21 protein-coding genes are annotated in these 25,668 nt (G+C 42.8%); 1 reads left to right on the top strand and 20 read right to left on the bottom strand.

The window, feature by feature from the left end; translation table 11 throughout:
- Positions 1–8 precede the first annotated feature (8 nt).
- The 15 genes from QU661_RS01815 to QU661_RS01745 all read right to left on the bottom strand — a co-directional run bounded on the left by QU661_RS01815 (position 9) and on the right by QU661_RS01745 (position 17,915).
- A complete protein-coding gene (locus QU661_RS01815; protein ID WP_304990061.1) occupies positions 9–1,184 on the bottom strand; it encodes a S41 family peptidase in 1,176 nt (391 codons plus the stop codon).
- Positions 1,147–2,799 carry a single-stranded-DNA-specific exonuclease RecJ gene (recJ, locus tag QU661_RS01810; protein ID WP_304990060.1) on the bottom strand — a complete coding sequence of 551 codons (1,653 nt, stop codon included), beginning with the start codon at positions 2,797–2,799 and terminating at the stop codon, positions 1,147–1,149. The genes QU661_RS01815 and recJ overlap by 38 nt, the downstream gene beginning before the upstream one ends.
- A gap of 3 nt (positions 2,800–2,802) precedes the next feature.
- Positions 2,803–3,945, bottom strand: a complete 1,143-nt coding sequence (locus QU661_RS01805; protein WP_304990059.1) for a murein hydrolase activator EnvC family protein — start codon at positions 3,943–3,945, stop codon at positions 2,803–2,805.
- 11 nt (positions 3,946–3,956) lie between these two features.
- Positions 3,957–4,850: a permease-like cell division protein FtsX gene (ftsX, locus tag QU661_RS01800; protein ID WP_304990058.1), complete on the bottom strand. Its 894-nt coding sequence runs from the start codon at positions 4,848–4,850 to the stop codon at positions 3,957–3,959.
- A complete protein-coding gene (gene ftsE / locus QU661_RS01795; protein WP_304990057.1) occupies positions 4,840–5,568 on the bottom strand; it encodes a cell division ATP-binding protein FtsE in 729 nt (242 codons plus the stop codon). The genes ftsX and ftsE overlap by 11 nt, the downstream gene beginning before the upstream one ends.
- Before the next feature lie 246 nt (positions 5,569–5,814).
- Positions 5,815–6,534: an amino acid ABC transporter ATP-binding protein gene (locus QU661_RS01790; protein WP_304990056.1), complete on the bottom strand. Its 720-nt coding sequence runs from the start codon at positions 6,532–6,534 to the stop codon at positions 5,815–5,817.
- Positions 6,534–7,250 carry an amino acid ABC transporter permease gene (locus tag QU661_RS01785; protein WP_304990055.1) on the bottom strand — a complete coding sequence of 239 codons (717 nt, stop codon included), beginning with the start codon at positions 7,248–7,250 and terminating at the stop codon, positions 6,534–6,536. Before QU661_RS01785 ends, QU661_RS01790 begins: the two co-directional genes overlap by 1 nt.
- Before the next feature lie 214 nt (positions 7,251–7,464).
- Positions 7,465–7,824, bottom strand: coding sequence for a hypothetical protein (locus tag QU661_RS01780; protein WP_304990054.1), 360 nt, complete (start codon positions 7,822–7,824; stop codon positions 7,465–7,467).
- Positions 7,825–7,992: 168 nt separating this feature from the next.
- Positions 7,993–8,349: a hypothetical protein gene (locus QU661_RS01775; protein WP_304990053.1), complete on the bottom strand. Its 357-nt coding sequence runs from the start codon at positions 8,347–8,349 to the stop codon at positions 7,993–7,995.
- Positions 8,350–8,459: 110 nt separating this feature from the next.
- A complete protein-coding gene (locus tag QU661_RS01770; protein ID WP_304990052.1) occupies positions 8,460–9,830 on the bottom strand; it encodes a peptide MFS transporter in 1,371 nt (456 codons plus the stop codon).
- 329 nt (positions 9,831–10,159) lie between these two features.
- On the bottom strand, positions 10,160–11,092 hold the full coding sequence (locus tag QU661_RS01765; RefSeq protein WP_304990051.1) for a transketolase family protein: 933 nt from the start codon (positions 11,090–11,092) through the stop codon (positions 10,160–10,162).
- On the bottom strand, positions 11,092–11,922 hold the full coding sequence (locus tag QU661_RS01760) for a transketolase (protein WP_304990050.1): 831 nt from the start codon (positions 11,920–11,922) through the stop codon (positions 11,092–11,094). The genes QU661_RS01765 and QU661_RS01760 overlap by 1 nt, the downstream gene beginning before the upstream one ends.
- 164 nt (positions 11,923–12,086) lie before the next feature.
- Positions 12,087–13,481 carry a magnesium transporter gene (mgtE, locus tag QU661_RS01755; protein WP_304990049.1) on the bottom strand — a complete coding sequence of 465 codons (1,395 nt, stop codon included), beginning with the start codon at positions 13,479–13,481 and terminating at the stop codon, positions 12,087–12,089.
- 75 nt (positions 13,482–13,556) lie between these two features.
- A complete protein-coding gene (gene ligA / locus QU661_RS01750; RefSeq protein WP_304990048.1) occupies positions 13,557–15,518 on the bottom strand; it encodes an NAD-dependent DNA ligase LigA in 1,962 nt (653 codons plus the stop codon).
- Positions 15,519–15,587: 69 nt separating this feature from the next.
- Positions 15,588–17,915 (bottom strand): ATP-dependent helicase, encoded by a 2,328-nt coding sequence (locus QU661_RS01745; protein WP_304990047.1) that lies wholly within the window; start codon positions 17,913–17,915, stop codon positions 15,588–15,590.
- A gap of 242 nt (positions 17,916–18,157) precedes the next feature.
- On the opposite strand from QU661_RS01745, the gene gdhA reads away from it, so the two are divergent.
- The gene (gene gdhA / locus QU661_RS01740) at positions 18,158–19,504 is read left to right on the top strand and encodes an NADP-specific glutamate dehydrogenase (RefSeq protein WP_304990046.1); all 1,347 of its coding nucleotides are present in this window, start codon (positions 18,158–18,160) and stop codon (positions 19,502–19,504) included.
- Between the two features lie 112 nt (positions 19,505–19,616).
- Here the strand turns inward: gdhA and thiC are convergent, their stop codons facing one another.
- The 5 genes from thiC to QU661_RS01715 all read right to left on the bottom strand — a co-directional run bounded on the left by thiC (position 19,617) and on the right by QU661_RS01715 (position 25,668).
- Positions 19,617–20,930, bottom strand: a complete 1,314-nt coding sequence (gene thiC, locus QU661_RS01735; protein ID WP_304990045.1) for a phosphomethylpyrimidine synthase ThiC — start codon at positions 20,928–20,930, stop codon at positions 19,617–19,619.
- Positions 20,931–21,008: 78 nt separating this feature from the next.
- The gene (gene thiD, locus QU661_RS01730) at positions 21,009–21,908 is read right to left on the bottom strand and encodes a bifunctional hydroxymethylpyrimidine kinase/phosphomethylpyrimidine kinase (protein WP_304990044.1); all 900 of its coding nucleotides are present in this window, start codon (positions 21,906–21,908) and stop codon (positions 21,009–21,011) included.
- Positions 21,905–22,597, bottom strand: a complete 693-nt coding sequence (gene thiE, locus QU661_RS01725) for a thiamine phosphate synthase (protein WP_304990043.1) — start codon at positions 22,595–22,597, stop codon at positions 21,905–21,907. The genes thiD and thiE overlap by 4 nt, the downstream gene beginning before the upstream one ends.
- 358 nt (positions 22,598–22,955) lie before the next feature.
- Positions 22,956–24,842 carry a tRNA (guanosine(46)-N7)-methyltransferase TrmB gene (gene trmB / locus QU661_RS01720; protein ID WP_304990042.1) on the bottom strand — a complete coding sequence of 629 codons (1,887 nt, stop codon included), beginning with the start codon at positions 24,840–24,842 and terminating at the stop codon, positions 22,956–22,958.
- Positions 24,843–24,864: 22 nt separating this feature from the next.
- Positions 24,865–25,668, bottom strand: a complete 804-nt coding sequence (locus QU661_RS01715; protein WP_304990041.1) for an energy-coupling factor transporter transmembrane component T family protein — start codon at positions 25,666–25,668, stop codon at positions 24,865–24,867.

Genomic DNA, 25,668 nt, shown 5'->3' with positions numbered 1-25,668 from the left:
CGAACCTCCTACTTGCTTTCAAGCAGCTTAATCGCCTCTTGAATTGCTTCATCTCCAGACTTTACTTCCACATTAGGTGTCACGCCCTTCTCATTTATCTTTTTACCGTTTGGATCAAAATACTCAGCAGTCGTCAGTTTCACCACGAATCCACCCTTTAGCTTAAAAATAGTCTGAATAACGCCTTTTCCATACGTCTTGGTTCCAATTATTTTCACATCGTTTGCTTTTAAAGCAGCGGTAAATATCTCAGCAGCGCTCGCTGTATCCTGATCTACAAGAACCGTAAGTTTTATATCAGCCGAATTGTCATCTGAAGTGTATTTCTTGATATTTTTCTTTGAAACTATCTTACCAAGCTTTGCTTTTCTAAGAACTATATCCGCTGAGCCAAATGCTTCTTCGACTACACCTCCGGTATTGCCACGTATATCAACAATTATCTTGTCGCAATCCTTAACTTTAAGCATTTCGATCGCATTTTTGAATGATTTTGAAGTTCCTTTTCTAAATGTGCTGATACGTATATATCCTATATGTTTTGATGAGTCCTGCACCTCATACGTAACACCATCATCTTCTACTTTGGAGCGTGAGAGCTTGTACTTCTTAACGACTCCCCCTCGTGAAATCGTAAATTCGACATCGTTATCTCCGCCCCCTCCCATCAATTCGGCGGCATCATTTAGACTCTTCACACTTTTGCCATCGATTTTAAGGAGTTCATCCCCAGTTACAATGCCTGAACGCTCTGCGGCGCTTCCCGATAGAACCCTGTTAACTACAATCTTATCATTTTCATCGAGTTTAAGTGCGACTCCAACACCAGAATACGATGTTAAATATCTGCGTTCAAATGCCTCGTACTCTTTCTCCGTCATATATTCGGCATATTTATCATCCAGTGTCTTTAGCATTCCTAGGGCGACGGCTTTATCTATTTCATCACTGTCCTGATGCTTGTAGTATGCTTTATTATTGATTATTTTCTGAATATCATAGTACTTGCCAAACTCATCATCCAAAGCTTCATATTGGTCGAGTTTGTACTGAGAGATTAGTCTACCACCTAATATAATATACACGAAAATCACAGCACAAATCACCGCAGTTCCGAACCCTACGGCAAATGCGATTAATGCTGTTCTATGTCTCTTCAATGTCGAGGACTCTGATTTGAACATTCTCCCTGTCCTTCCACCTATTTATATCCATAACTCCGTACACTGTCAGCGGTTTATTGCTAGTAACCAGCCCATACACATCCATCGCCTTATTAAACATTATGCACTGAACGGCACTACCATGCTGAATCACGGAAAATCTCGCATGTTTATTGTCTGAAAGAAATTCCCAACCTACGACCTGTACCTTCTCGAACTTAAACACTGGCTCTGGATTTCCTGCCCCAAATGGTGCAAAGAGTTCGAGCGCTCGTGCAAGCTCTAGACTTGCATCTAGAACTGCAATATCCATATCCGCTTCAATTTTCTTGTCAAACAACTTTTCATTATCCGCCAGAAGTCCTGCCACATCCTCATTTAAAGCAGCTCTTAGCTTGCCTAGATTCTCCGTATCCATCGTAAATCCACAAGCGGCTTTATGTCCGCCGAACTTCACGAAATACTCCGAGTGGCGATTCAGCAAAGCGTACAGGTCTATTCCATCGATAGACCTACCAGTTCCTTTGAGTTTTCCGTCGTTTGGTGACACTATTACAACCGGTCTATTGTAGCGCTCTTTGAGATTTCCTGCCACTATTCCTAGTATGCCCTCGTGGGCATGTTCTGCTTCAATCATAAGGAAGTCACCATTCTTGAGCTCGCTATCCGCAAGACTTATGCAGTTTTCAAAAGCTTGCTTCTGCAGGTCACGACGTTTCGTATTTGTCTCCATAAGTTTAGTGCATAGACTCTCTACCTCATCATCGTCATCGGATAACAATGCTCTAACTCCAAGCGATGCATCGCCAAGTCTTCCTGCAGCATTAATCCTAGGAACAATTGAAAAGGCAACGTTCGTAGAAGTAATATTGTTAAAATCAACACCTGATAGCTCTGAAAGCCTTTTTAGTCCCTTATTCTTAAATCCGAGTCTCATAAGCCTTAATCCATATTTTACTAGCGAACGATTCTCATCTATGAGTGGCATCACATCACCGATAGTTCCGACCGCAACGAGTTCAAGAACTTCGGTGATTAGACTGCGAGGTATCCCGCAGTTACGACTAAGAGCTAGTGCAAGCTTATATGCGACTCCCACCCCTGCAAGACCTTTGAAGGGGTATATATCTTCCGGTGCCTTGGGATTGATAACGATTCCTGGAGCCATGACATCTTTAATAGTATGGTGATCTGTCACAATAGTCTCGATACCGAGGCTATTTGCATAAGCGACTTCTTCCGCCGATACAGAGCCGCAGTCAACCGTGATGATAACCTCGCCCTCATCCTGATATATCTGATCTATAGCAGACTTGTTCAGTCCATACCCTTCATCAAGTCTAGAGGGTATATAGTACGTAACATTGTCTGTGAGAGAACCAATAACCTTCATAAGGAGTGCGGTTGACGTTACGCCGTCGCAGTCGTAGTCACCATATATAACGATTTTGGATCCACTGTATATAGCATCTAACAACAAATCCACCCCCGCATGCATATTTGCTAGCAGGAATGGATCATATGCGAGCTTAGGGCTTGGAGAGAGGAACTCTACGAGTTCCTCTTCTCCATCAATCCCTCTTATTCTTAATAGTTCGTTTAGCACTGGAGTGCTCTTAAAAATATCTGTATTCATACTTTAGAATAAACTCATTGGGTTAATATACTTTCCGTTCTTGAGTAGACTGAAATGTAGGTGAGGACCTGTCGACCAACCAGTGCTTCCGATGTATCCAACAACCTGTCCTTTAGTTACGTACTGACCATTAGACACTGCAAATCCACTCATATGTCCATATAGAGTAGTGTACCCATTTCCAATTGAAATCATAACGCAGTTACCGTAGCCACCATAGTATGAAGCCTTGGTAACGTATCCGTTAGCGATTGCTCTGATAGGTGTACCAGTTCTTAGTCCAGAAACATCTACTCCATCATGATACTTCTTAGTCTTAAATATCGGGTGAACTCTCCATCCGAAAGGCGAAGTTATTGTTCCACCGCTTACCGGCCACTGATATCCGCTTGAAGTAGTTGGTGTACTTGGACGGCTTGAACTTGAGCTATTCGAGCTACTTGAACTACTTGAAGAGGATTGACTCTGAGCCTGAGTCGCCTGCTGCCTTCTAAGCTTTTCCTCAGCCGCTGCCTGAGCTGCCGCTGCCTCAGCTGCTAGCTTATCGCCCTCTGCATTGAGCTGATCCTGCTGTTTAGAATATTCATCCGCAAGACCTTTATACTTCTCACGAGTTACTTCGACTTCCTTTTTGTTCTTCTCAAGAACCTTTTCCTGCTTAATCTGCTGCTCCTGAAGAGCTTCAATCTCTTTATAATCCTTCTGAAGCGTACTGAGAAGCTTTTTATCGCTAGAGAGTACCCTCTGTACCATACTAACGTTGGTTATCAGTTCGCTAACATTGCCGGAGCTCAAGATAACATTGATAAATCCTGCTGTACCAGTCTTATACATAGCTCTAAGTCTCGAATTAAGAGCTTCAGTCTGTTTGCTTACGGCAGCCTTTTTCGCCTCGAGCTTCGCCTGTGTCGCATTGATTTCCGCTTGAGCATTGTTGATATTAGATTCCAGCTCTTCAACCTTTTTAGTAGCTTCACCAACTTTAGCGCTGAACTCCGCAGACTTTTCTCCTGCAGCTGCCGCTTCCTTCTTCTTTTGAGCGGCACTAGCTGCATATGACGGCACAGATGTTACAAATGCCGATACTACCATAGTTAAGGCGAGCAGTGAAACCACTACACACTTTGTTTTATTCACCCTAGTCATATGTCTCCTCCTTATCTATCTAAGAACCTTCTTATCGAGATGATACTTCCGCAAGTACCTACTCCTACTCCAAGCGCAATGAATATGAGCATTACGTTAGGAATCAGATAGCCCGTTGGAACTACCGGTACCGATAACATCCTCATGATGTCAGGTCCGACTACACCGATAAGCCTTGAATATATTACGAACATTAGTGCCGTTGAAATTACCGCCGACAAAAATCCGAGAATAATTCCTTCAAACAAGAATGGTCCTCTCACGAACCAATCCGTCGCTCCAAGGTATTTCATGATACTTATCTCCTTGGAACGTGCGAATACAGTGAGCTTAATGGTATTAGCAACGATAATAACCGATACGATTATCAAGAAAATCATAGTGATAATCGATGCTGTCTGAATGAAGTTCGTTATCCTCTGCAGCTTCTCAACTGTATCCTGATAGTATTTAATATCTTCAACGCCAGAAATGGATGTTGCATTCTTGGAAAGTTTATCTGCGACCGATTTATCTTTAACATACACGAGGTATGAGTTAGGAAGTGGGTTGTCTGCGAGGCTGTCGAGAAGATAACCGTTATCCCCCCAGCGTTTCTTCATGATCTTGATTGCATCTGCCTTAGATCTAAACTCAACCTTATCCACTCCTTCTGAAGCCTTAAGTTTATTTCCAATATCGCTATTGATAGCATCTGTATTATTGTCGTTTAAGAAAACCTCAACAATGTTGTAGTCCTGTTTGATAACATTGGCAAAAAGGTCAACATTTACGAATGCTACGAAGAACAATCCGAGAATAAGCATCATAGCCGAAATCGCAAGTACAGCGGTAATATTCATACCCTTGTTGCGACCAATCTGCGAAACCGACTGCTTGAGAGTATACTTTGCTCTAGAAAACATATTTATCTACCCCCTCGTCGTAATCGTAGTATTCTTCTTCGTTATAGAATCCATATTGGCCTTGTTCATCACGGACAATATGACCGTCTTCAATCGCTACTACGCGCTTATTCATCTGGTCAACGATATCCTTAGCATGTGTAACCATAAGGATTGTGGTACCGCGAAGGTTAATCTTATCCAAAATTTCCATAATCTCCATAGCCGTAATTGGGTCAAGGTTTCCAGTTGGCTCGTCGGCAATAAGAACTCTTGGGTTATTGACAATCGCTCTAGCAATACCAACACGCTGCTGCTCACCAGCGCTAAGCTCGTTAGGATATCTATCCTGCTTGTCAAGAATACCAACAAGGTCAAGCACATATGGAACCTGGCTTCTAATATCCTTGCGTTTTGCATGAACTACTTCCATAGCAAAAGCGACGTTTTCATACACGGTCTTCTTTTCAAGAAGTCTGAAGTCCTGGAATACCATTCCAATCTTCTGTCTCAGTTCAGGAATCTCCCTCCTAGACAGTCTTGTTATATCCTTACCGGCAACTACAATGGTGCCTTTATCTGTGCTAATTTCATTAAGTATCAGTCTAACAAAGGTTGTCTTGCCCGCACCACTCGGTCCAACGAGGAAGACGAAGTCGCCCTTCTCAATACGAACGGTTGCGTTCTCTAGCCCTACGTTGTTGCCATAATGCTTAGTAACATTCTTAAATTCGATCATATGACCTCCTAGATACACCAACAGATTGTAGTATTATACACCAAAAACGCTGAAAAATAAACAAAAGGCACTACAAAAGCACGGCATAGAGTCACTATACCGTGCCTAAATTAAACTATTTTAATCACAAATCTTCACATAAAAACTAAATAGCGCAAAATATTGTTGTGCGTACTTCTATAGTCACTATATATCAACATTTAATCAACTAGCATAACCGTAATACATTAGCAGGGCTGCACACTATTAGCTTAAAACCTTAGATAGGAAGTTCTTTGTTCTTTCTTCTGACGGATTTACGAGGACATCTTCAGGTGTTCCCTGCTCGACGATAACGCCTTCATCCATGAAGATAACCTTATCTGCAACTTCCTTTGCAAAACCCATCTCATGAGTAACCACAATCATCGCCAGTCCTTCCTTGGCTAAGTCCTTCATTACATCCAGAACCTCTCCAACCATCTCAGGATCAAGTGCAGATGTAGGCTCGTCAAAGAGCATTATCTCAGGATCCATAGCTAGTGCCCTAGCTATTGCAACACGCTGCTGCTGACCTCCAGACAGAGAGCGCGGATACGCGTTGGCTTTGTTATCGAGTCCAACTCGTGTAAGAAGATCCATACCCTTAGCTTCAGCGTCAACTTTGCTAATGCCTTTAACATTAATCGGTGCACAGGTCACGTTCTCCAGTACCGTCATATGTGGGAAGAGATTGAAGTTCTGGAACACCATCCCCATCTTAGTTCTAATTTCGTTGATATTCTGACTCGTCACGAGCTCCCCGTCTATATATACCTCTCCAGACGTCGGAACCTCGAGCAAGTTGATGCATCTGAGCATCGTGGATTTCCCAGAACCTGAAGGGCCGACTATACATAGCACCTCCGCCTCACTTACTGTTTGGTCAATGCCCTTAAGCACTTCATTATCTCCATATGATTTATATAGCTTCTTAATCTCTATCATTATGCTGCTCCTCCCTCGAGCTTTGGTTCATTTTTCTCTTCCGCTATCTTCTTCTGACTTCCTTTGTCACGGTGCTCAAGATTTGCGATTAGCTTAGAAAGAGGTAGTGTTAGTAGCAGATAAGCTAATGCTACACCTATATATGCCGGAAACGCATCAAATGTTGCCGCATTAAGTAGTGTACCCTTACGCAGAATCTCAGTAACACCAACATAGCTCAGAACAGATGTCTCCTTGATAAGTGTTACAAACTCATTTCCTATCGCTGGCAGTATAATCTTAATAGCCTGTGGGATAATCACGAGTCTCATAGCCATTCCCTTGCTCATACCTAGAGATCTAGCAGCTTCCATCTGACCATTATCTACAGCCTGTATTCCACTACGAATCACCTCTGACATATATGCGGCACTATTAAGACCACAAACGATTATAGCTGGTATGATCAAATCAGCCCATTTAAAGTAAAATATATGAGATTGCATGAACTGTGGTATTCCGTAAGCGAAAATGAGTGCTTGCACTAGCATAGGTGTACCTCTAACTATATCAACATACAGCTTTGAAATTCCACTTAAAAATCTATTCTTTGATGTTCTCATAAGAGCAATCACAAGTCCGACTACAGAGCCCATTATAACTGATAAAACACTTACAAATACTGTTGCTGGTATTCCCTGGCACGAAACTAAAAACCCTTTGATATACGCATCCATTTCAATTCCTTTTCAATTCATTATTTTCTATCATTATTTAATAACATAAATATAGTAGCACCATTTTATCAGTAAATCAATAATATTTCGTATTTATTTTAGTATCTTAGTATATTTATGCATTTATGTATTACGTCATAATATTAGTAATCGAGGTATAAAAAGTGCTCACCTCCAGCAAGGTGAGCATAATCATGTTATTCATATTATTTTATTACTTTGCTTCTACATTTTTACTCTTGAAGACTGTACAAATTATTACATATAAAACTGCCAAGACCCCAAGTGCCACAATTCCGTACATGGTTTTCGTTGCAAAGAATCCTGCCGAGACACCTAGAATAAATGCACCATTATTGATGTATCCGCCAAACCAGTTCTTGCCATAAGAGTAAAATATGGGCTTATTAGTCTTCACTTCCCATATAGCAAGCGCAAACCCTATTAGGGATATAAGTATTCCGATTCCGAAAGATATATCCGTAGGTATATTATTTCCACCAGTGGCAACAAGGAGCAACATGATGATAAGCCCTACAACGATTAAATATCCAACTTTCTTGATAGTATCCATAGTGCCAACCTCCTTAGAAGATTTAATGTGTTAAAGGTCTATGATTATAGGCCCTAAAAAATCATCTGAAGCGCTTCTTTGTATCTTTATGATATCATTTTTATATCATGTGTCAATCATTATCCTTCTAATTATCGCTGTTTTATTGTATTTATTATGTACAATGCATTATTTCCACTCGAATATGGAAATAAACGCATATAGGGCAATTTCAACTCCAAATGCACATAGCCCATATAAAGCATTGCTTGCAAAGAAGAAAATACTAGCTCCCACAATCATCGAGCTATTGATTACTCCGATATTAAATATCGAGCGTCCAGCGCCCCAGAATAATGGCTGGTCATTTTTTATCTCCCAAAACGCTAATGCGAGTCCATAAATTAAGAAAAATATAGCTAGTATAATCTGAAGCTTATACGGAACCATAAAAGAATATGAACTGTTCACAACCATTCTGACTATCAGTAGGAACACACCGCATATTATAGTAAAAGCAATATTCTTTCCTCTTCTCAGTTCCATAGTGCACCTGCTTTCATAAACTAAATAACTGAGGTACGAAAAAGCGAAGGGATACCCCTCCGCTTTAATTTTAATATATACAACTTGTAGTGTAAATCGGTATTATTGTATTATTCCTGTTCAGCCCAAGAATCAAGCTTCTTGCTGAGGATCCATAGAATTACGCCGAATGCGATTACGATTCCACCAAGCAGGCCGTACGCAAAACTGAAGTTCTGAGTCAGAGTCCAAGCGTAGATCTTAGGATAGATGAACTGCGAAATAAATACAGCTACTGGCCATGTTCCTAGAAGAAGACCTAGAAGCTTAGCAGGTGCAAGCTTGTTGATGAATGAGTTTCCAAGCGGTGAGAATACCATCTCGCCAACCGACATCATGACACAAACAAGAGCAATCCATAGTACGGAGCACTGTCCGTTCTCTCCAGCAAGTCTGTCAGCAAACACCATTACGAAGTAAGCTAGACCGAGAAGTCCGCATCCTAGACCAGTCTTCTTGTACATGCTCATGTCCCCCTGAGGTCTTCTAGCAAGCTTTAGCCATACACCAGCTAGAACCGGACCGAGAACTACGCAAACCAGAGCGTTTACAGAGTCAAACCATGATGTAGGAACCTTGAAGCTTCCAATAAACCAGTTAGCCTTGTTTAGATACTCAGCTCCATCTCCCCAGCCAAATCTGAAGTATGCTGGGAAATAAGCGAGGTACCATAGCATCCAGAATACCATCGAGAAGACGATAACTAGAAGTACAGCGGCAACTCTCTTCTTATCTCCTGCAGTCAGAGGAGCTGACTCTTCGCTTTCCTTCTTCTCAGCAGATACGAACTCTCTCTGATCCTTCTTGAATGGTGACATACCAGCCTCACCGAGAGCCTTGCCTCCAACTACGAAGAACCAAATAGCATCGATGAATAGGAAGATGCCTGTGATCAAGAAGATTGTTCTGTAAGTTACATGAACACCGAACATTCCTGTTGTAGCGAGAGGAGCAACGAATGTTGTTCCGATGAACGAGCCGATGTTAACGAATGTGTACTGAATTGAGAATGCAGAGTCAAGTTGTTCAGCACTGTTGAATAGCTGACCTGTGATTCCGGACAGGTTACCCTTGAAGAGACCTGTACCAACAGCTACGAATACGAACATAACGTATACGAGTGTAAGCGATGTAGCCTTCCACGCAATTACGTAACCAATACCCATTAGAATCATACCGATAAGTACGCACCATCTAGGCTTAACCCAGCGGTCAGCGATATATCCACCGAACATAGGTGTGATATATGTCCAAGCTACAAATCCTGCGGAAATCGCAGTAGCCTTAACCTGGCCCATTCCAAGACCGCCTTTTAGTACGTCTGCAGCAACCCACATTGCCAAGATGTACTTTACAGTGTAGAACGAAAGTCTCTCAAATGTATAGCCCATGGAGCATACATAGAAACCAAACGGCCTACCCTTCTTTACACCAGTTTCCATAAAAAACCTCCTAAAGTAATATAATTATAATTGCAAGTAACGAATATATATTAGGTATTAATATAATGCGCTTCGCCATTGCTTCCTGGACTCACTAGACTAGAGTCCAGACGTTCTAAAACAATTCATACTATATCACTTATTCATCACATTGTAAATTGAGTTTGTATTAATTTCATATTATTTTGTTAAATTTTTACTAGCTAAAAACAAAATTCACCATGAACCTCAGTATCTGCAATTGAAAAAGCACCTCCTCTGTGAAGAACATTTCACGAAAGGAGTTGCTATTTTTTTATATTTTTAGGTTATTTTATTAATTTTCAAATTTATGCAAGCACTTTCTTAACAGCCTTAACTATATCAGCTTTTGTAAGTCCGTATTTTTCTCTGAGCTCAGCTGGTTTTCCGGATTCACCAAACGTATCCTTCTGTCCCACCATCTCAACTTTTACAGGTTTATTCTTAACAACTACCTCTGCCACTGCGCTACCGAGTCCACCGATAATTGAATGTTCTTCTGCAGTTACAATCGGACCATTCTCTCTAGCTGCATTGATAATTGCCGTCTCATCTATTGGCTTGATAGTGTGCATATCAATTACACGCGAATCGATACCTTCGATTACTAACTCTTCAGCCGCTTCTAGCGCATCAGCTACCATAATTCCGGTAGCTATAATCGTTACGTCGCTACCTTCACGAACTATATTTGCCTTGCCTACTTTGATGTCCGAATTCTCATCGTAAATCACAGGAACGCCAGATCTACCTAATCTAACGTAAGCAGGTCCATCTGTATCGACTACTTCATTTAAAAGCTTCTTAGCGCTTACAGCATCCGCTGGATTTACAACGAGCATACCAGGGATTTCTCTCATGAGTGCAATATCTTCGAAAGTCTGGTGGCTCGCACCATCCTCTCCTACTGTAATACCTGCGTGAGTTGCGCACACCTTTACATTTGCATTGGTATACCCGATTGAATTTCTTATAATCTCATAGGCTCTACCTGTGGCGAACATAGCAAAGGTACTAGCACACACAACGTGACCCGAAAGTGCAATTCCAGCTGCCTCAGCCATCAAATCCTGTTCGGCGATACCACAGTTTACGAATCTCTCAGGATAAGCCTGTGCAAACCCCTTAGTCTTGGTCGAACCAGATAGATCTGCATCCATAACGATAAGATCCTCGCGCTCTCTGCTCTTCTCCACTAGAAATTCTCCGTATGCAGCTCTAGTTGCAATCTTATCTGACATTAGTTGTCACCTCCAAGTTCTTCAATCGCAGCAGCTAGCTCCTCGTCGCTTGGCGCCTTTCCATGCCAACCAGCATTGTCTTCCATAAATGATACGCCCTTACCCTTGTGAGTATGTGCAACAATTGCAGTTGGAACTCCACCGCACTTCTTCGCTTCCTCAAATGCCGTGGTCAGTTCTTCAAAATTATGACCATCTACATTGATTACGTTCCACCCAAAGCTCTTGAACTTTTCGTCTATTGGGCATACGCACTTAACGTCGCTTACCTTGCCATCTATCTGTAGTCCATTGAGGTCTACGATAGCAACCAGATTATCGAGTTTTCTATGAGCCGCTTGCATGGCAGCCTCCCACACGATACCTTCTTGAAGCTCTCCATCACCAGTGAGAACATACACTCTGCCAGGATTTTTATCAATTTTTCCTGCGATAGCCATCCCTACTGCGACAGAAAACCCCTGTCCAAGTGAACCTGTCGACATCTCAACACCTGAAACCTTGCGCATATTAGGATGTCCCTGGAATTTGCTTCCGATTTGTCTGAGCGTCATCATTTCGCTCACTTCGTAAAAGCCTCTCTCACCAAGTGCAGAATATAGCGCAGGAACCGCATGCCCTTTAGATAATATGAACTTATCTCTGTCTGTCTTCTTTGGATTCTCAGGATCGATATTTAACTCACTAAAATAGAGAGTTGCAAGAATATCTGCCGACGATAACGAACCTCCCGGATGACCGGACTTTGCGGCATGAATTGCCTTTAGAGCATCGATTCTGATTCTGCGCGCTTTTTCAGCGAGCTCAGCGTAGTTGTTAGTATTCACCATATCCTCCTACAATGAAATTTTGAAAACTAATTAATCCATTTGTTTTGATATTAAAATAGAGATAACTCGAAGCTTTCTTTCTAAATTTATTTGTTGTTAATAATTTTATTGATACAGTTTTTATAGCCATTGCACATATTATATCCGATATATCTCTTTCACTGTTAAATCTTGAGCACCAACCTCGCCATCGTAAAATACGTGCCGAGCGCAACCATATCGGTGAGCGATGCCATCATAGGACCAGCGATGAGCGCAGGATCAATCCCGATTTTCTTAGCAATCATCGGCAGGAGAGCACCGATGCATTTTGCGATGATAACGATTAATACCATCGACAGGCACACTGTAAGCGCTACCATAGAGCCGTTATGGTCAAATGCCACTATCCTAATGTAGTTCAAGATGCTTACACATATACCGACGATAATTCCTATGCGGAATTCTTTCCATAGAACTCTAAGAACATCAGATAACTCGAGGTCTCCCGTGGCCATTCCTGTGATAATTACTGTAGACGACTGCGTTCCTGAGTTACCACCAGTACCCATGAGCATTGGCATATAAGCTACTAGCGCGATTACTGCGGAAAGTGATTTCTCAAAACTGGCAATCATGCCTCCAGTAAACACGTAAGATACCATGAGAACTAGAAGCCAAGGAAGTCTCGCTTTGACATGCATCAAAACGGGTGTATCGAGGTAGTCCTTGTCAGTATTATCGATGACACCTCCCATACGCTCCATATCCTCCGTGTTCTCTTCTTCGATTACATCGAGGATATCGTCAAAAGTGATTATTCCTACCAATCTATCTTCGTTATCAACTACCGGTATCGCGATGAAACCGTATTTCTTGAAAAGTTCAGAAGTCTCTTCCTGGTCATCATCGACGTGAGCATAGATGATGTCCTCCTTCATGATATTGGAGACCTTCGTATTCTCATCTGCTAGTACCAAGCTCCTGAGCGATACGACACCCACGAGTTTTCGCCCACCGTCGAGAACGTAGCATGAGTAAATCGTCTCGGAGTTCATCCCCACATCGCGGATGTGATCTAGCGCCTCGCGCCTCGTCATATTTTTACGCAGATTAATATAGTCTGGTGTCATCAACGAACCAGCACTGTATTCCTTGTACTTTAGGAAAGCATTTATCTGTCTTCTCTCATTCTTCGGGGTCTTGTCCAGAATCTTGTCAACGATATTGGCTGGCAGTTCGTCAAGTACGTCGATCATGTCATCGAAATCCAGCTCTTCAATAATGTATTTTATCTCGGGATCAGTGATGATATTGATGATTTCTACCTGATCATCAACGTCAAAGCGAGCGAACACCTCAACAGAAATACCCTTTGGAAGCGTACGAAACAGTATGATAGCGGTCTGCATGTTATACTTTCGCATCACTTCTTCAAGAAGTTCGGCAATGTCTACTGCGTTAAATTTTAATAGTTCGTCCTTACAACGGAAATATTTCTTCTCTTCGAGGAGTTCGAATATTTTTTCTTTGCTTTCTTCAAAAGCTTGTTCTTGGTCAATCAAATTTGTATTTTCCATTGGCCCTCCTCCTCATTCTAAAATTTAGTATTGCGAATATTCATTATATATCGAAATAGTCTTTTCGATAACCCCCTAATATCCGAGCATCGTGCGAATTTCATCTTCTGTTATAATTTTTACGCCGAGTTCCGTCGCTGCCTTGTTCTTTGATGAACCTGATTCTGGGTTGTTGGTAATGAGATAGCTAGTATTTTTACTGACACTTCCAACCACCTTGCCCCCTTGTGTCTCTATTTCCTTCTTGAGCTCAGTGCGACTCTTGTAGTGCTCAAGACTGCCTGTTATCACAAAGATCTCGCCTGATAAAACCGTCCCAACCTGCTCATAGCTCTCATCTATGTCTAGTTCGCTCACTAGATCCGCAACGGTCGACTTGTTATGTTCATCTTCAAAAAAGGCCTCATAGTCTCTAGCCATAACTTCCCCGATGCCACTAATGGTTGTCAGTTCATCATAGGTGAGTGAAGAAATCTTAGTCCATTTATTCTCATATGCCCTTGCAATCTGAGCAGCAGTCGTAACTCCAACCCCAGGTATACCAAGAGCTACAAGAATTCTAGTTGGTACTGTATGGCGTGCCTTCTCTATCGATGATGATAATTTATCATAAGACTTTTTACCGAAACCATCTAATTCCACGATCTCATCTCTATGCTTCTTTAGACGGAATATATCCGCAAAAGACCTGATATAACCGAGTCCTATGAACTTTAGCAAAGTCTGTTCGGATAGTCCTTCGATATTAAGTGCGTCCCTCGATACGAATAGCGAAAATCTCTTCACCTGCTTAGCGAGGCAATTTGGGTTGGTGCAGGTGAGAACCTTTGTGCCTGTCATCAGCTTTACCTCTGTGCCGCCATCGCAGACCGGACAATGATTAGGAAGCTCAATATTACCACTCTTAGTAAGGTTATCACCAATCTGTGGTATTATCATATTCGCCTTGTACACGGTGATAGTGTCACCGATGCCGAGCTTAAGGGTTTCCATTATGTTCAGATTATGAACTGATGCCCTCTTAACCGTAGTTCCTTCGAGTTCTACCGGGTCAAATATAGCAATCGGATTGAGCAGGCCTGTTCTCGATGGACTCCATTCAATCTCACGGAGAATGGTCTCAGCTTGCTGATCTGCCCACTTGAAAGCCAGTGAATCACGTGGAAACTTTGCAGTTGTTCCAAGTGTTGCCGAATATTCTAAATCCTCTAAGGTCAGGACAAGCCCATCTGAAGGAATCTCGAAGCTGTGAACTCTCTCTGCATAATTATCTATCGCTTCGAAAATATTCTTGTCATCCACCTTCACGTATTCAACCACATCAAAGCCCTGCTCCACCATCCATTTCATCTGGTTGGAGCGTAGCCCTTCATAATCTACACCATCCGCTTCGCTGAGCGTGAAAGCGTAGAACCGAACATTTCTCTCAGCAGTTATTTTGCTGTTAAGCTGCCTTACACTGCCACTGCATAAATTTCTCGGATTCTTGTACTTCGCATCTGCATCATCAATCGTAGCATTGATTCTATCGAATTCCTCGTAGGTAATAACCGCCTCTCCACGAATTACAGCATGCCCGTCATATGGAATGCGCTTTGGTACATTGACAAATACACGTGCATTAGGCGTGATAACCTCGCCTATATCCCCGTTTCCGCGTGTCACCGCCTTGACTAACTCTCCTCCTTCATATGTGAGCACTACAGTTAAGCCATCGAGCTTCCATGATAACAACCCCTCATGATCTCCAAGCCAAGCTGCGAGCTCTTCTCGGCTCTTAGTCTTATCAAGGCTCAGCATACGGCTTCGGTGCTTCTCCTTAGGTAACTCCGACTGAACTGTGTAACCGACATTCTTAGTCGGACTATTCAGGGGAGTATATCCTGTCTCCTTCTCAAGTGATTCGAGCTCATCATATAGTGCATCGTATTCATAATTGCTCATGATTTCACTGGCCTCGTCATAGTATGCCGCCGAAGCCCCGTTGAGAGTTTCTATTAACTCCTCTATTCTTTTCTTCTTGTCATCAAGATTCATAATGTCCCCTATTTTATTCTCTTACTGCTAGCGAGTTCTTTCCTGCAAATGCCTTTACTTCTATAGTCACTACTTGACTTTAGTCAGCTTGACGAAGCCCTTGCCAAGCTTTTTAATCCCAACAGAGTCAAAGGCAATAGTCAGCGTCTTGGCATCCTGGTCTATGAGCAGACCTTCGCCAAACTTCGGATGACGAATCCTGTCTCCCTCCTCAAAGCCTTCGTTGCTTATTCCCTTGGACGCCTGTTTCTTAGCGAATTTCAGCGCATCAAATGGTCTCGAGAAGCTGGCATCATAACCATCAGCACTGCCTTCATATCTACCCTTAAATTCTCTCGCGCCGAGTATTCCTCCATCTCCATGCAGTCCGCCTGCCATAGCAGATCTCTCAGCTACAGTCTGGTCACCATCGAGCAAATCCGTATCCATCTCTCGCATGAATTCTGATTCAATCGTGAAGTCCGTTCTACCGTATAGCATCCTAGTCTGCGCGCCTGTCAGGTACAGCTTCCTCATAGCTCTTGTAATTCCAACGTAGCAGAGCCTGCGCTCCTCCTCCATCTTACTAGGATCATCCATAGACGCTGAGCCAGGAAATAATCCGTTTTCCATTCCTGGCATAAATACCACGGGGAATTCCAGACCCTTTGAGCTATGCAGCGTCATCATCACCACCGCATCTTCGCTCTCATCCCTGTTATCTATATCCGATAGAAGTGCGATTCTCTCGAGGAACGACTGGAGCAAGGTGGGTTCTTTTACATCAAATCCATCTTCTCTAAGTCTATCCCTCTCCTCTCTGAACTCGTCTTCTTCCTCCGTAAGCACTGAGCCTACTGCTTTCTCCTCGAATTCTGCGATTACTGAGCGAAGCTCCAGGATATTCTCAATTCTCGCATCTGCTTCGACTGTATTTTCTGCTTCAAGCGCTGTCAGATAACCCGAGCGTCTGATGAGATTGTCATAAATATCTGAAAGCTCCATATTGTCCTGTTCAACTCCAAGCTCATCGAGCATCGTGACTAAATCTTCTACAGCCGCTCTCGATTTCTTTGACAGTGAACTGAGAACTTCCTGCTCCTTAAGCGCTTCAAATATGCTGAGCTTATATGCCTTCGCATATGACACTATTCCACCGAGACTCTTCGGTCCAAGTCCCCTCTTAGGCTCGTTGATTATCCTCGCCATCGCAACATCATCGCTGGGATTCTCAACGAGGTGCATATATGCCATCACATCTTTGATTTCCTTGCGGTCATAAAATCTCGTGCCACCTAACACTCTGTACGGGATTCCTCTAAATGAAAATTTTTCTTCAAAAGGCCTTGACTGCGCATTTTTGCGATACAAGATGGCCATATCGTTAAACGGAACCCCCTCTTCGTCATGCAAACGCTGAATTTCTCCGCCTACATACCAAGCCTCTCTCTGTTCATCCTCGAGTCTGCGGTATGTTATCTTGCTACCTTCATTTCTCTCTGTCCAAAGTGCCTTCGCCTTGCGGTTTCTATTGTTTGCAATAACAGAATTGGCTAAACCTAAAATATTGGCATCGGATCTGTAGTTCTGCTCTAGCTTGATAACCTTGGTTTCAGGAAAATCCTTCTCGAAATCAAGAATATTCCTAATATCTGCACCTCTCCATTGATATATGCATTGGTCGTCATCGCCGACCACACATAAATTGTGGCTCTTCTCCGCCAAAGCATGTACCAGCTTATACTGCAGATAATTGGTATCCTGATACTCATCTACCATTATATATTTAAATCTTTCTTGGTAATACGAAAGCACCTCGTTGCTCGTCTCAAATACCTTAACAGCGTTCCAGAGTAAATCATCAAAATCCATTGCGTTATTCTGCTGCAGATCTTCCATGTATCTGGAATAGACCTTTGCGACTGTCTCGGCTTTGAAATTCATAGAGTTATTCTCTATATAATCATCAGGATCTTCCTCAGCCTCCTTGCAAGAGCTTATCACGCTCCCAAGGTAAGAAACTGGGTAGATTTTCTCATCGATGTTGAGGTCTTTGACGATTCTTTTGAGTAGCGCCTTCTTATCTGACTCATCGTATATTGAAAATCCATTCCTAAATCCTAGAACTTCTCCATGATTTCTGAGTATACGAACACACATGGCGTGAAAGGTCATCACCCACATGCCTCGAGTAGCCCCAGTTAATGACTCAATCCTATCCTTCATCTCCCCAGCAGCTTTATTAGTAAATGTAACAGCCAAGATATTATAAGGACTCACACCCATTTCTAGCATATACGCTATGCGGTGTGTCATCATAGTGGTCTTCCCGCTGCCAGCACTAGCTAAAATCAGCAGCGGACCTTCCGTATGCTTTACCGCTTCTTGTTGCTCTTTGTTAAGTCTGCTCAGATCCATTTCTCTCAACTTTCTTCTATAAAACAATTACATTTAATTTTATCATAGTGACTCGCATTAATCTAATATTAAAAATCTGTCAAACTATTGAATAATCGTCGTTCCAACTTTATTGATAGAGTATTTTTACATATTGTATACACGTTGACAGCGTATTATCAGAGTGCTAAAATTCAACTATATGGTGTAGAGACACCAGAATTTATACATTATTGTATTGTATTTTTTGTAAGGAGTTTAAAATGGCTAATATTTCACAAAAGTACATCGACATCGCTAAGAAGAACTATCCAAACGAGCCTGAGTTCCTTCAGACTGTAGAAGAAGTTCTACTATCAATCGAGCCAGTTCTCGAAACTCATCCTGAGTACGAGAAAGCCGGTCTTGTAAAGAGACTTATCGAGCCTGAAAGAATGATTTCGTTCAGAGTTCCTTGGGTTGATGATAATGGTGAAGTTCAGGTTAACAGAGGATACAGAGTGCAGTTCAACAGCGCTCTAGGACCATACAAGGGTGGTATAAGATTCCAGGCTAACGTTTACCCGGGAATCCTTAAGTTCCTCGGATTTGAGCAGATCTTCAAGAATTCCCTAACAGGACTTCCAATCGGAGGTGGTAAGGGTGGTTCTGACTTCGATCCAGCAGGAAAGTCGGATGCAGAAGTTATGAGATTCTGCCAGAGCTTCGTAACAGAGCTTTACAAGCACATCGGCCCTAACACTGACGTACCTGCTGGCGACATGGGTGTAGGCGGCAGAGAGATTGGTTACATGATGGGTCAGTACAAGAGAATGACTAACCAGTACGATGGAACATGGACTGGTAAGGGAACTACAAACGGTGGACTAAACGGAAGAACAGAGGCTACTGGTTTCGGTATCGTATTCTTCGCTAGAGAGGTCCTCAACCACTTCGGTGATTCTTTAGAAGGAAAGACTGCAGTTGTTTCTGGATTCGGTAACGTATCTTGGGGAACAATCACTAAGTTAGTTGAGCTAGGTGCAAAGCCTATCACAATTTCCGGACCAGACGGATACATCCTCGACGAGGAAGGCATCACAACTCCAGAGAAGATTGATACTCTTCTTGAGCTACGTAATTCTGGCAAGAATGTTTGCGCACCTTATGTAGAGAAGTTCCCTAACGCCAAGTTCATCCCTGGAAAGAGACCTTGGGAAGTTAAGGCTGACCTTTACCTACCTTGCGCAATGCAGAATGATATCACTCTTGACTGGGCTAAGGAAATGGTTGCTAACGGAGCTAGATACCTCATCGAGGGAGCTAACATGCCTACAACAAACGAGGCTGTTCAGTACCTCATGGACAACGGCTGCGTAGTTGCTCCTGCCAAGGCTGCTAACGCTGGTGGAGTTGCTTGCTCTTGCCTCGAGATGGCACAGAACGCTGAACACCTCATCTGGAACAAAGAGAGAGTATACGCTGAGCTAGAGAATATCATGGTTCACATCTTCAAGATCACAGAGGAAGCTTGTGCTAAGTACAACCTCGGTGAGAACCTTGTAGCTGGTGCTAACATCGCTGGATTCGAGAGAGTTGCAGAAGCAATGATGATGCAGGGTATTGTATAAGCTCTGATACTTGGAGACATAAAACCAAGCGGAATAAAAGAAGTGAGCATTTAAGCTCACTTCTTTTTATATTTATGACTATTTAGGATGTAATATATATAAAGCTTGGTCTTTATAGAATGTCTATTACCTCACCTGAAAGTGCTTTATTCATACTTCTAACCGCACAGAATTTTCCGCACATGCTACAAGTATCGGAGTGGTCTTCCTCTGGCATTCTTGATTTTCTTATTTCTTTTGCCGTCTCAGGATCAAGTGCCTCTAGCCACTGTGCATCCCAGTCGAGTTCTCTCCTCGCCTTCGCCATTCTGTCATCCTGGTCACGGGCTCCCGGAATACCCTTAGCAATATCCGCTGCATGTGCAGCTATTTTGCTGGCGATAATGCCGTCGTGAACGTCATCTACATTTGGTAGAGCGAGATGTTCTGCTGGTGTAACATAACATAGGAACGCAGCACCTGACCAAGCAGCAATAGCACCACCTATGGCAGCTGTTATGTGGTCATATCCTGGCGCAATATCTGTAACGAGAGGTCCGAGCACATAAAACGGCGCACCCTTGCACAGGGTTTCCTGAATCTTCATGTTTGCCTCAATCTGATCCATTGGCACATGTCCTGGCCCCTCTATCATAACCTGTACGTCTCTAGCCCACGCTCTATCTGTTAGCTCACCGAGTCTAATCAATTCCTCAATCTGACAGTTATCCGTTGCATCTGCTAGGCATCCCGGTCTACATGCATCGCCAAGGCTTATCGTTACATCGTGCTCACGGCAAATCTCGACAATCTCATCAAAGTATTCATAGAACGGATTTTCCTCACCTGTCATAGTCATCCATGCAAATACAAGACTTCCTCCTCTGCTGACTATATTCATCTCGCGAGTACCGTTCTTAATCTGCTCAATCGTCTTGCGCGTTATCCCGCAGTGCAGCGTTACGAAATCCACTCCGTCTTCAGCATGCATTCTGATGACATCTAGAAAATCCTGTGCAGTAAGAGTATTTAAATCTCTCTGATAATGGATTACAGAATCGTATACCGGAACTGTTCCGATCATCGCAGGGCATTCGGTACATAGCTTTCTTCTAAACGGCTGCGTATCTCCATGGCTCGATAGATCCATGATTGATTCCGCACCTAGTTCAACTGCTCTCATTACCTTCTTCATCTCGATATCGTAGTCCTTGCAGTCTCTGCTTATACCGAGGTTTACGTTCACCTTTGTCTTGAGCATTCCTCCAACACCGTTTGGGTCGATTGATGTGTGATGTATATTTGCCGGGATAACCATCTTTCCCTCTGCAAGCAGCGGTAGCAGCTCATCTACCGAACGATTTTCTTTTGCCGCAACAGTTTCAAGCTCTGGTGTAACTATTCCCATTCTCGCCGCTTCTATTTGTGTCGAATAATTTCTTGCCATTTCTTCCTCTTTTCCGCCTTTTTTAGGCCATTAATAACAATTGTAACTTGCCCTTTCCCATTTCCCTTTAATTTTCTATCATTGTCTCGCAAGTGCTCCGTGATCTATTGAACCATTACCCGTTCCTATGTGCATATCACTCTTAAGAGCTGCTGTCACGTATTCCTTGCCCCTATCTATTGCGGTTTCAAGCGTGTGCTCTTTCGCCATATTTGCTGCTATTGAGCTGGATAGAGCGCATCCCGTACCATGTGAACTTGTTGTCTCTACCCTATCGCCTTTGAATTCAGCAGTGCATCCTATCATATTCTCATCACTAGCAGTCCACAGATAATCCGTAGCACTACAACCTTCAGCATGACCGCCTTTGATGAGCACATTACAGCCACAGCTTCGGCCTATGGAGCATGCTAGTTCAGACGCTGATAGATTTACTGCTTTCCCATGAATCTGTGTTTGCGACTGCGATTGAATTTTAAATTGAGATTGCAGCTGCCCATCATCTTTCAACTGAAGTTTTTGATATTCTATAATCTCATATATTCTCTTAGCTTCTGGCAGGTTAGGTGTCACGAGCGTCGATAGAGGAAAGAGCTTCTCGATTAAGGATTTCATCACTTCTTCACTCGCAAATTCCACTCCACTTGTCGGAGCGATTACGGGGTCAACGATTACATTTTCAAGGCTATAGCGCTTAATTAAATTCGCTATTATATCGACCTGTGCAGCCGTAACAATCATGCCAATTTTTATTGCATCCGGACGTATGTCTCGCAGTATCTCTTCAATTTGTTTCCTAAGAAAGTCTGCAGTCACCGGCATAACCGCCGACACGCCCTTGGTATTCTGCGCAGTAAGGCCTGTAATAGCCGCCATACCGTAGCAACACTCGGCAAATATAGTCTTGATATCTCCCTGAATACCCGCTCCGCCGCTCGGATCACTACCTGCAATTGATAGCACGGTCGGAATTTTCATATCTCAGACCTCGTCTTTTCGTGTTGCAACTTATCTGCCATTTTTCTTAAATCCTCTGTGCTTTTCCTGACATCCTGTGTCCCAAACAGAGCCGAGATGACCGCAACCCCCGCAAGATTACGACCTGCTAGTGCTCCGATATTATCAATATTGATGCCGCCGATTGCGATAACGGGGATTTTTACCGACGACGTTACCATGTTGTATACATCAAGGCTAGGTAGCTGAATTGCATCACTCTTTGAATTAGAACCAAAAGCAGCGCCCACACCTATATAATCAGCACCTTCGGCTTCTGCTGCTAGAGCTTCCTCGAGATTGTGTGCAGTCGCACCGATAATCTTCTCTTCGCCAAGAAGCTTCCTTGCCTCAACTATCGAACCGTCGCTTAGCCCAAGATGGACCCCACTAGCATCTGAAGCTTTACATATCGCAACATTATCGTTTATTATCAGCGGAACATTCGACTCATCACAGAGAGGCTTAATCTCAGAAATAACCTTTAGTAACTGCCTTTCATCTAAATACTTTTCTCTAATTTGGATACACGTCATACCACCATCAATCGCTTGTATGACAGCTTCTCTATGGGTGATGCCCTGCAGAGTTTCACCTCCGAGTATTCCATATAGCCTAAGCCTTTCACGCAAGACCGACTTCTCTAAGCCCTGCTTAACTGTATTTTTCATAGTTTTGACTCCTAATGTAACTTCATGATCTTTCATGCAATCATAGCAATCTACTCAGTCGCTTGTTTATTAATTTAGCCGTTCTCACTAGGAGAATTCAATGCTAAAGCAATCCAATAAAAAATGTGTAACACCCTAGCTTGGGTATTACACATGTAATTCAGCACTCTCCCTCCGTTGGCATTATCCAAATCAGGTTCAGAGTCGTAATGTATTTCAACATCACCTCTCAGCGATACCGCTCCCCTTGCTCGTTATATTCTTTTGTTTGCCAAATAATTATATATCACCAGTGTATGCATTTCAACACATTAGTAACCGAATATTGTTTTATTCACTAACAATCCACACTTTATGACTATAGGCTCTCAAGTGCGCCCTTGATAATTGCAGGTAGCTTTCTGCACTTAGCCTCAGATATTGATGCAATTGATACCCGCACTCCCTTATCCATAGGTACGCAGTACACATCACTTTCCTCAAGCTTTGCACTTAATGCGTCTGGATTTTCGTATGGAACAGATACGAAAAAGCCTGCTCTAAACGGTACTATTTTGAGATTAACTTTCTTAGCCTCCTCTTCAAAAGCTCTTCCGCGCGCCAGCAGCATATCACGGAACTCCTTGCGTTCTTCGTCTACCTTTGCCAGAAGTTCTTTATCACTATAAATCTTTGCGATTGCTTCCTGTGGTCCACGAGGCGAGTTAGACCATGTGGATCTGCTAGAATATGAGCACACCTTTACGAATTCATCGGCAATCTCTTCACTATCAGCCAGACAAATCAGTGCCGCACATCTAAATCCGTAGAAAGTAAATGTCTTTGAGGTGCTATATGCAAGTAGTGGCAGCACATTGCTTTTAAGCTTTTCAAGCTCTGGAATAAATTCTCTAACATTCTTCTCGTCTCCAGCAAAATCGATATATGCTATGTCCACGACTAGAGCGACTACCTTTTCGTAAGGCACATTGTCAAGAATCTCAATTACGCTCTTCCACTCATCAAGTGAAAGTGAATATCCCGTTGGGTTATTCGCAGGAGTGTTTAGAATCAGGACGAGCCTATCCTGTACACGAAGCAGCTTGCTCACTTTATATTCGAAATCAGCTAGATTAAATTTACCATCATCATCGAACATTTCAAAAGTCTCAAAACCGCGTCCCTGCTCTGCCGCAATGTTCTTGTAATTTGGCCAGCACCAGTTATGAGTCAGAATCTTATCACCTGGGCACGAATAATTCGCTATGGCATTTCTAAGCGAACCTGTACCACCTAGCGTTGAAACTATTCCTATGTGCCTAGATGTTTCATAACTACCTAGAGCCGCCTTTATCGCTGCCTCCTTAAATCCTGGGATTCCTGCAATCGGAGCATACTCGGCGTATTGCGATGGTTCAAGACTCTTTACCGCCTCATCTACAGAAGATAGCACGATTAGATTTCCGTCATCGTCTAGCAAGGCACCAATGGTTGCATTTGCAACATTATCGTGCCCTTTCGCCTTTATAGCTGCTTTCGCTCTGCCACTAATTCCGAACACCTTATCCTGCTCTGGAATCTCCCTGCCATTAAGTGCTGCTAAACTCATCTTTTCACCTTTCTTTCGTATGCGACCAATCTCCATCATCTTGATCTTAAATCCCTTGTCGCTAAACTTCTCCTCATATTCAGTCATAATATTATCTTCATTATAGGGTGAAGCGTGTAAATCTCTAGTAAACTCTCGAATTCTTAGATTAGATGCAATCACCTCATTTACGGAATAATTAAACAAATCAGTATTGTCAGTCTTGAACCTAACAACACCATCTTCTTTAAGTACATCAAAATACTGTTTGAGTTTTCCTCGGTATGTAAGCCTCTTCTTCGCTGAATAATTCTTAGGAAGGGGATCACTAAAGTTAAGGTAAATTCCGTCAAGTTCGCTATCAACAAACCATTCGTGCAGATTCTCGATAAACTCTGGTATAAATACGACATTTTTCAGCTCAAGCTCATGAACTTTTTCCATTGCGCGCAGAAGTACGCTCTTGTGACCTTCAACTGCAATGAAGAAATTTTCTGGCTCACGAGAAGCTAGCTGTGAGATGAACCTGCCCTTGCCGCAGCCAACCTCCATGTAAATTCCTTTGCTATCACCAGCGCGTTTTGCCCATTTCCCGCGTATTTCTTCTGGATTATATACCAATATGTCTTCGAATTTGGCATATTTCTCTTCCAGGTTTTTTACTTTTCTCTGTCTCATACATTCTCCTATTTTTTATAGATTATATGTTTAAAAATCTACTGGCAACAAGCACCACAATGAAAATAATCATCAGTATAGCAGCTACAGCATCACGCTTCTCGAATCTAGTCTCATTAAGCTTCGTCCTGCCATCACCTCCCCGGTAGCATCTTGCTTCCATAGCTAGAGCAAGGTCTCCTGCAATCCTAAATGAACTCACGAAGAGCGGCACTATTATTGGAATCATACTCTTGGCTCTCTGGATAATGTTCCCAGATTCAAAGTCCGCACCTCTCGATTGCTGCGCCTTCATGATTTTATCTGCTTCATCCATTAATACAGGGATGAATCTGAGCGCAATTGTCATCATCAGGGCAATCTCATGTGCAGGCAGACCTAGCTTAGAGAATGGACTAAGTAGCTTCTCAATCCCATCTGTTAATTCAGTCGGTTTAGTGCAGAAGGTTAGGAGCGAAGTGCCTATAATCAGCAATACAAGCCTTATACCCATAAATGCAGCTCTATATAGTCCCTCATATGTAATCCTCAGGAATTTCCACTGCCACAGGATAGTCCCATCCATCATGAATATGTTAAGAACCATAGTGAATGCAATAATAAGCACTATAGCCTTTAGTCCTCTCACCATGTATGAGAACGGAACATTTGACAGCCTTATCACAGTTCCAACAGCTAACGCAGCAATTACGAACCCCCACAGTCTATTTACCAGAAAAAGCCCTACGAGGTACGCAAAGACCCCGAGTACCTTAGTGCGTGCCTCCAGCCTATGAATCGGAGATTCAACCGGATAATACTGACCAAGTGTTATGTCTTTAATCAT

The sequence above is a fragment of the Mogibacterium neglectum genome (assembly GCF_030644205.1).
Classification (GTDB): Bacteria; Bacillota; Clostridia; order Peptostreptococcales; family Anaerovoracaceae; genus Mogibacterium; species Mogibacterium neglectum.
Note: the sequence above shows the minus strand (reverse complement) of the source record. Positions and strands in the feature narration are given on the sequence as shown.

Excerpts from the sequence above, each read along its gene's own strand:
- QU661_RS01780 (WP_304990054.1), bottom strand. The coding sequence starts at position 7,824 with ATGGATACTATCAAGAAAGTTGGATATTTAATCGTTGTAGGGCTTATC.
- mgtE (WP_304990049.1), bottom strand. The coding sequence starts at position 13,481 with ATGGAAAATACAAATTTGATTGACCAAGAACAAGCTTTTGAAGAAAGC.
- gdhA (WP_304990046.1), top strand. The coding sequence starts at position 18,158 with ATGGCTAATATTTCACAAAAGTACATCGACATCGCTAAGAAGAACTAT.
- thiE (WP_304990043.1), bottom strand. The coding sequence starts at position 22,597 with ATGAAAAATACAGTTAAGCAGGGCTTAGAGAAGTCGGTCTTGCGTGAA.
- QU661_RS01770 (WP_304990052.1), bottom strand. The coding sequence starts at position 9,830 with ATGGAAACTGGTGTAAAGAAGGGTAGGCCGTTTGGTTTCTATGTATGC.
- ftsE (WP_304990057.1), bottom strand. The coding sequence starts at position 5,568 with ATGATCGAATTTAAGAATGTTACTAAGCATTATGGCAACAACGTAGGG.
- QU661_RS01815 (WP_304990061.1), bottom strand. The coding sequence starts at position 1,184 with ATGTTCAAATCAGAGTCCTCGACATTGAAGAGACATAGAACAGCATTA.
- QU661_RS01760 (WP_304990050.1), bottom strand. The coding sequence starts at position 11,922 with ATGGTGAATACTAACAACTACGCTGAGCTCGCTGAAAAAGCGCGCAGA.
- QU661_RS01785 (WP_304990055.1), bottom strand. The coding sequence starts at position 7,250 with ATGGATGCGTATATCAAAGGGTTTTTAGTTTCGTGCCAGGGAATACCA.
- QU661_RS01765 (WP_304990051.1), bottom strand. The coding sequence starts at position 11,092 with ATGTCAGATAAGATTGCAACTAGAGCTGCATACGGAGAATTTCTAGTG.
- QU661_RS01775 (WP_304990053.1), bottom strand. The coding sequence starts at position 8,349 with ATGGAACTGAGAAGAGGAAAGAATATTGCTTTTACTATAATATGCGGT.
- thiC (WP_304990045.1), bottom strand. The coding sequence starts at position 20,930 with ATGGCAAGAAATTATTCGACACAAATAGAAGCGGCGAGAATGGGAATA.
- QU661_RS01805 (WP_304990059.1), bottom strand. The coding sequence starts at position 3,945 with ATGACTAGGGTGAATAAAACAAAGTGTGTAGTGGTTTCACTGCTCGCC.
- QU661_RS01715 (WP_304990041.1), bottom strand. The coding sequence starts at position 25,668 with ATGATTAAAGACATAACACTTGGTCAGTATTATCCGGTTGAATCTCCG.
- recJ (WP_304990060.1), bottom strand. The coding sequence starts at position 2,799 with ATGAATACAGATATTTTTAAGAGCACTCCAGTGCTAAACGAACTATTA.
- QU661_RS01790 (WP_304990056.1), bottom strand. The coding sequence starts at position 6,534 with ATGATAGAGATTAAGAAGCTATATAAATCATATGGAGATAATGAAGTG.
- trmB (WP_304990042.1), bottom strand. The coding sequence starts at position 24,842 with ATGAGACAGAGAAAAGTAAAAAACCTGGAAGAGAAATATGCCAAATTC.
- QU661_RS01745 (WP_304990047.1), bottom strand. The coding sequence starts at position 17,915 with ATGGATCTGAGCAGACTTAACAAAGAGCAACAAGAAGCGGTAAAGCAT.
- thiD (WP_304990044.1), bottom strand. The coding sequence starts at position 21,908 with ATGAAAATTCCGACCGTGCTATCAATTGCAGGTAGTGATCCGAGCGGC.
- ftsX (WP_304990058.1), bottom strand. The coding sequence starts at position 4,850 with ATGTTTTCTAGAGCAAAGTATACTCTCAAGCAGTCGGTTTCGCAGATT.
- ligA (WP_304990048.1), bottom strand. The coding sequence starts at position 15,518 with ATGAATCTTGATGACAAGAAGAAAAGAATAGAGGAGTTAATAGAAACT.